This is a genomic window from Marinobacter bryozoorum (genome assembly GCF_023156245.1).
GTDB classification, from domain to species: Bacteria; Pseudomonadota; Gammaproteobacteria; order Pseudomonadales; family Oleiphilaceae; genus Marinobacter; species Marinobacter bryozoorum.
The window spans coordinates 123-6620 of the sequence record NZ_JAKZAH010000071.1 but is presented as its reverse complement, the minus strand read 5'-3'; the positions used below and the strand labels follow the sequence as shown (position 1 = coordinate 6620).

Here is a 6498-nt window from a genome sequence, read left to right as displayed (position 1 = left end):
TGAAGTCCGGTTATGGCCCATGTTGTAGGGATTATCTCACTTCGATAGGGCTTGGTTAAGTCCGACAGGCTGCTAGGTAGCTTTGTCAAAAAACTCCGGAAACATTTGGCTTATGGAACACCTTTGCCTAGCCTTGGGTTAAGATTTCCTGAAAGTGGTGGGACACCCGATATGGGAGTTTACTATGCCAACCTTGTCGAGTACGCGGATAAATATGCGGCATCATTCGAAAAAGCTGTTAAGTCTGAAATTAGTAGTCTCGAAAGGGAGATAGATAATCTCGAGAAGAAAAAGATCTTAATTAAAGATGGAAAATTGGATGCGGAGATGGTGCGGTTTGCCAAGCAGCACAACGGTTGGCACCCAAGCAAAGAAAGTCGTATAGAAGGCGTCAATATAGAAATTACCTTTACGCAAAAGCGACTCGATTATTTGCGAGACCCAGAGTACCTTAAGGCTGTTCTTGCCGGTCAGAGGGTTGGATACTTGGACCTTGAACCCTTCGAAGTTCCTGCAGAAATCCGTCGAATGAAGCAAGACTACCTGAGTGCCATGCGTTCGGTGATCTCAGAAGGGATCGTAAAAGTTGCCACTCTTGTGTTTGATGACACAACCGAAACAGCGAGCTTTTCAGCTGTCAGTGCCGATTACGATGGCCTCATCGTATACTCAGTGGTGGTTGTAGGACAAGAGTTTCGCAACTCCTTTGAAAACCTCTCTTTCCTCGACCTCTCGGACTTAGCGTTAAACCAGGATGGCCAACTGGTTATTCCAAGCACCCCTGATGGTGTTGATGCAGCAGCAGGCTTGGATCGTGATAATTTTGTTAAAGTTGAAACTGCCATGATTCAGCTTGTCAGCGACCACCTGCAGAAAGGTCATTAGCGTTAAGGACCATTTTCTGGCTATAGGCAACCGCCCGAACTCTCGATAAGCCACGTCGATAACGCGGTGTTATAAAAGCCACAGATAAACGTTCACATTCGAAATGTTCGTGAAAGCCTAGATTTTTAAAATCTAGTAACTGGGTCAGTAGTGTCGGTAAAAAAAGGGTCGTTTGTTGGACGCTTAAGGCTAACCCTCAAAACTACCCGATTTCTGCTTGTTTCGCGTCCAACAATCACGTACAACAATCTATGAACAGAAAAGGTACCTTTTATGATCATAGGTTATGCACGCGTCAGCACCCAAGACCAAAATCCAGAACTCCAAGTGGATGCCCTGGGAAAAGCCGGGGCTGAACAGGTCTTTCAGGAAAAGTTCACCGGAGCTCTCCGGGAGCGACCTGAGCTGTCGCAGTGTCTCCGTACGCTCCGGCAGGGCGATGTCCTAATCGTGTGGAAGCTTGATCGCCTTGCTCGATCTTTGAAGGACCTCGTGGAGATGGTTCAGGACCTCCAGGATCGCGGCATCGGCTTTAAGTCCCTGACGGAATCCATCGACACTACCAGTTCCGGTGGTCGCCTAGTGTTCCATATTTTCGGGGCTCTGGCTGAGTTTGAGCGTGACCTGATCCGGGAGCGAACAATGGCTGGGCTACAGGCTGCCAGGGCTAGGGGGCGCAAGGGTGGTCGGAAACCAGCAATGTCCGATGCTGATACCAAGAAGGCCGCCGCAATGCTGTTAGACCCGAAAATCACCAAAACAGAAGTAGCTGAGCACTTTGGTGTAGCCAGGGGAACCCTGAATGCTTCGCTTAAACGGCTACAAAACCGGTAACATCAATAAAAACGATGCAGTGCTAAGGAGTAGTTAGCTTGGAAGCCTTCATTGCAGATCCCTCTGCCGTCGATGAATTCCTCAAACGCTGGAAAGGCAACACAGGTAGTGAACGAGCAAACTTCCAATCGTTCATGCGAGACCTTTGTACGCTGCTGGACCTTCCTCACCCAGACCCGGGTGAAGGCGACACCACTCAGAACGCTTATGTATTTGAGCGGTTCATCGCGTCGGCCCGAGTCGATGGCAATACTGACAACCGGTACATCGACCTGTACCGTCGGGACTGCTTCGTACTGGAGGGTAAACAGACCGGCAAGGAGTTGGCATCTCGAAGCCAGCAGAACGCTGTTAATGCAGCTGTAGCGCAGGCTGAGCGATATATTCGAGGACTGCCCCAGGAAGAAGTAGAACATGGCCGCCCGCCATTCATCGTGATCGTCGATGTGGGTAACGCCATCTACACGTACTCCGAGTTCTCACGAACTGGCGGTAACTATGTTCCATTCCCTGATCCCAGACACTATGAGATCCGACTGGACGACCTGCACAAACCGGATGTTCAGCACCGTCTTCGTCAGTTATGGCTAGAACCAGATCAGCTCGATCCGAGCAAGCATGCTGCCAGGGTGACCCAGGAGGTCAGCACCAAGCTGGCTGAACTGGCAAAGTCCCTGGAACACAGCGGATACGATGTCGAGCGGGTAGCCAGCTTTCTCAAGCGCTGCCTGTTCACGATGTTTGCCGAAGACGTAGAGCTACTGCCCAAGGCATCCTTTCAGAACCTTTTGATCGATATTAAGGACAGGAATCCGGAAGCCTTCCCGCACGCCGTTAAGGCGCTTTGGGAAACCATGAATGCCGGTGGCTACAGTGAGCGTCTGATGCAGACCATTAAGCGCTTCAACGGCGGTTTATTCAAAGGCATCGATCCGATCCCCCTGAATGTCCAGCAGATCCAACTGCTCATTGATGCGGCCAAAGCCGACTGGCGATTCGTTGAACCCGCCATCTTCGGGACGCTGCTGGAGCGTGCCCTCGATCCTCGGGAGCGCCACAAGCTGGGTGCCCATTACACACCCAGGGCCTACGTTGAACGCTTGGTTATGCCAACCCTGATTGAGCCCCTTCGTGAACAGTGGGGTGACATTCGAGGTGCGGCGGAAACCCTGCTACGTCAGGGGAAAATAGATAAAGCTCTGAAAGAAGTCCAAGCCTTTCATTACAAGCTTTGCGATACAAAGGTTCTGGATCCTGCCTGTGGCAGCGCCAACTTCCTTTATGTGGCCCTTGAGCACATGAAGCGTCTGGAGGGGGAGGTCCTGGGTTTTATCTCCGAGCTGACCCAGGGGCAAGGTGTTCTGGAAGGTGAAGGCCTGACCGTCGATCCGCACCAGTTCCTGGGCTTGGAGATAAACCCACGGGCAGCGCAGATTGCCGAGCTCGTTCTTTGGATTGGCTACCTCCAGTGGCACTACCGGCTTAACGACCGACTGGACCTCCCCGAGCCAATTTTGCGGGATTTCAAAAACATTGAGTGCAGGGATGCCCTGATCGAATACGACAGTCGAGAACCAGAACTGGATGACAATGGAAAGCCGGTGACCATCTGGGATGGCATTGCTATGAAGATTAGCTCTACCACCGGAGAATTGATCCCCGATGAGACTAGTCGAACTGCGGTTTACCGATACCACAACGCTCGCCAAGCTGAGTGGCCGAGAGCAGACTACATCATCGGCAATCCACCGTTTATTGGAAAAAGTAGAATTCGAGACGCTCTAGGCGACGGCTACGTAGACGCCTTGCGTCAGGTTTTCAGTGGCATAGTGCCGGACTCCGCTGATTTCGTAATGTACTGGTGGCACATCGCTGCCGAGAAGGTACGCCATAACGAGACCGTTCGTTTTGGCTTCATCACGACCAACAGTCTGCGACAGGCATTCAATCGTCGTGTCCTGGAGCCTCACCTTGGTGATACTAAAAAGCCGCTTTCACTTGCCTTCGCTGTGCCTGACCACCCTTGGGTGGATGGTAGCGATGGTGCGGCGGTACGCATTGCGATGACGGTAGGTGTGGCTGGTGAACAACCGGGACTACTGCGACAGGTGACTAATGAAGCCTTAAGTGAAGACCGGGAGGCCCGACAAGTCCAACTTAGCCAGCGTGGAGGGAAGGTTTTTTCTGATCTGACGATCGGAGCCGATGTTTCAAGTGCAGGGGCCCTGAATAGCAATTGTGGGATTTCATCGAATGGAATTATGCTCGCTGGTTCTGGTTTTATCGTTACTCCTGAGGAGGCGGCCTCCCTTGGTTTGGGCGAAATAGATGGGCTCGAGCGCGTGGTGCGTGACTACCGAAACGGTCGTGACCTAAGCCAGAAACCCCGTGGCGTGAAGGTGATCGACCTTTTCGGCTTTGGGGTGGAAGAAGTGAGAGAGCTCTATCCAACCATCTATCAGTGGGTACGTGAACGGGTAAAGCCAGAACGAGATCAAAGCAGGGATAGAGGATTTCGCGAGAAATGGTGGCTTCATGGTCGCCCTCGCCCGGATTGGCGTGCTTGCGCTTCGGGTCTAAATCGCTATATAGCTACAGTAGAAACGACTAAGCACCGAGTATTCCAGTTTCTAGATATTTCGATCTTGCCTGACCACATGTTGGTCAATGTTGCTGTAGACAACTCGGCGATGTTGGGAGTGCTTTCTAGCCGGGTTCATGTCGTGTGGGCGCTTGCGGCTGGTGGACGCTTGGGCGTGGGAAATGACCCGCGCTAAAACAAGACTCGTTGCCTTGAGACTTTTCCGTTTCCGGTGCTCAATGAGGAGCATGCCTCTAGAATCGGCAGGCTCGCCGACCGTATCGACGCCCACCGCAAGTGCCAGCAGGCAGCCTACAAGTCGTTGACATTGACCGGCATCTACAACGTCCTGGAAAAGCTACGCGATGGCAGTCAGTTGACCGATAAAGAAAAGGCTATAAACCAGCAGGGGCTGGTCAGCACTCTGCTCGAAGATCACGACGCGTTGGATCGTGCCGTATTCGAAACCTATGGCTGGTCAGATCTAGCCGACAAATTGGTGGGGCGTCCCGGTGCCACAACCCCACTTCCAGACAAACCCGCTGATCAAGCAGAAGCAGAAGAAGAGCTTTTGATGCGACTGGTCGAGCTCAACAAGCAGCGTGCCGAGGAAGAATCAAGGGGTATTGTTCGCTGGCTGCGTCCGGAGTACCAGGCCCCCGATGCTGTGCAGACCGAAGTGAATATAGCGCCGAAGGCCGCCACGGTAAAACCGGAAGCCGCTACCAGTAGCGGTAAGGCTACATTTCCGAAAGCCATTCCCGACCAGCTTCGAGTGCTCCGGGAGGCACTAGCCGAGCGATCCCACACAGCGAAAAGCCTGGCTGGGATGTTCAAGAGGAAACCAATGAAATCGGTGGAGGACGGCCTGCAGTCACTGGCTGCTTTAGGTATCGCTGAGTACGAATCAGAAACCGAGACTTGGCATACCGCATAGCCATCTTTCAAACGTGCTACACAGTTAGGGAGGTTTATGGAGCTCAGCGCATTTATTGTTAGTCTCGTCGCAGTTGTCATCGCGACGACCTCGACTCTGATAAGTTATCTGCTGTTTCGTGATGCGAAGGATCCGCACGTCGTGGTTTACGCTGATCCAGACTTGAAACGGCCGTCCATTATCAATCTGATTATTGAAAATACAGGCCGAAGCGCAGCATGGAATGTTTCTTTTCAATCAACCAAACCTATACCCCAAAGAGCTTTTGGTATTGAGAAAGCACCCAAACCCGCGCAGATGAACCAAGGCCCGATCGCCAACGGGATTCCTTGCTTTGGTCCCGGATCGAAGCGAGTCATTACCTGGGGGCAGTTTGAAGGCATACGCCAAGGCATTGATGGGGACTACCTCGATATAACCGCCTCGTACCAGAGTCAGCCTTCACTCGCTTTCTGGAAGCGTACCCATCAAACGGTATCCAGGGTTGATATCCAGTCCTTTGAAAATTTCGATGTCAGCGACCGGAACTGGGACAAGAAAATAGCGGAGCAGTTAGAAGTAATTGCATCTGAAGTGAAAAAACTCCGAGCGAAGCCTGAGAATGCTCTACGGGTGATGCCCATAGAGCGACAAAGTCACGAACTGGATGAGAGGACCTGAACTGCGCATAATCGGACGTTATGACAAACCATCGCCGCCCGTTGGCTGCCGCGCCGGGCGGTAGGCCACGACCGGTCAAGCAGGGCCCCCTGTTTACCGCCGTTAATTCCGGGGGGCAGCCTACCCAGAACATGACGCACAGAACGGAACGATGCGCCATCTGATCAAGCCCTCGATCGGACTTGTGTCGTGGCTCATGTTCATTGATCACGAACAGGTAGGTTGAGTGAGCCGGTTTGGCCACTGTCGTAGTCCCTCCAGGCCACCAGGTTTCAAAAAGTCATCCCAAACCCAAAAATACAGCGGCTAATTGATCAAATACTCGCCAAACTGGCTCGGCCAGAGCGCGAATCGCTGCTGAAGAAAAGCGGTAGGTTTGCGGTGCCGGTTTGCTCCAAAGAGGTAGGTTCAGTGAGCCGGTTTGGCCACTGCCGTGGATCCTCCAGGCCACCAGGTTTCAGAAAGTTACCCCAAACCCAAAAATACAGCGGTTGATTGATCAAATAATAGCCAAACTGGCTCGACCAGAGCGCGAATCGCTGCTGAAGAAAAGCGGTAGGTTTGCGGTGCCGGTTTGCTCCAAAGAGGTAGGTTCAGTGAG

At 52.4% G+C, this 6498-nt stretch carries 5 protein-coding genes; all 5 read left to right on the top strand.

All coding sequences use genetic code 11. The features are described from left to right. The first annotated feature begins 171 nt into the window (after window positions 1–171). The 5 genes from MLC59_RS19250 (at window position 172) to MLC59_RS19230 (ending at window position 5897) form a co-directional block, all read left to right on the top strand. On the top strand, window positions 172–885 hold the full coding sequence (locus MLC59_RS19250) for a hypothetical protein (RefSeq protein ID WP_248237225.1): 714 nt from the start codon (window positions 172–174) through the stop codon (window positions 883–885). Window positions 886–1158: 273 nt separating this feature from the next. Further along, the gene (locus MLC59_RS19245; RefSeq protein WP_248237224.1) at window positions 1159–1719 is read left to right on the top strand and encodes a recombinase family protein; all 561 of its coding nucleotides are present in this window, start codon (window positions 1159–1161) and stop codon (window positions 1717–1719) included. A gap of 38 nt (window positions 1720–1757) precedes the next feature. Next, window positions 1758–4496 carry a class I SAM-dependent DNA methyltransferase gene (locus MLC59_RS19240; protein ID WP_248237223.1) on the top strand — a complete coding sequence of 913 codons (2739 nt, stop codon included), beginning with the start codon at window positions 1758–1760 and terminating at the stop codon, window positions 4494–4496. A 36-nt stretch (window positions 4497–4532) separates the two neighbouring features. Beyond that, entirely contained in the window at window positions 4533–5237 is a 705-nt protein-coding gene (locus MLC59_RS19235) for a hypothetical protein (RefSeq protein WP_248237222.1), read from the top strand. A gap of 36 nt (window positions 5238–5273) precedes the next feature. Then, on the top strand, window positions 5274–5897 hold the full coding sequence (locus tag MLC59_RS19230) for a hypothetical protein (protein WP_248237221.1): 624 nt from the start codon (window positions 5274–5276) through the stop codon (window positions 5895–5897). The last annotated feature ends 601 nt before the right edge of the window (window positions 5898–6498 follow it).

What these genes read in the sequence shown, in the direction of transcription:
- MLC59_RS19250 (WP_248237225.1), top strand. Translation starts at nt 172, where the DNA reads ATGGGAGTTTACTATGCCAACCTTGTCGAGTACGCGGATAAATATGCG.
- MLC59_RS19230 (WP_248237221.1), top strand. Translation starts at nt 5,274, where the DNA reads ATGGAGCTCAGCGCATTTATTGTTAGTCTCGTCGCAGTTGTCATCGCG.
- MLC59_RS19245 (WP_248237224.1), top strand. Translation starts at nt 1,159, where the DNA reads ATGATCATAGGTTATGCACGCGTCAGCACCCAAGACCAAAATCCAGAA.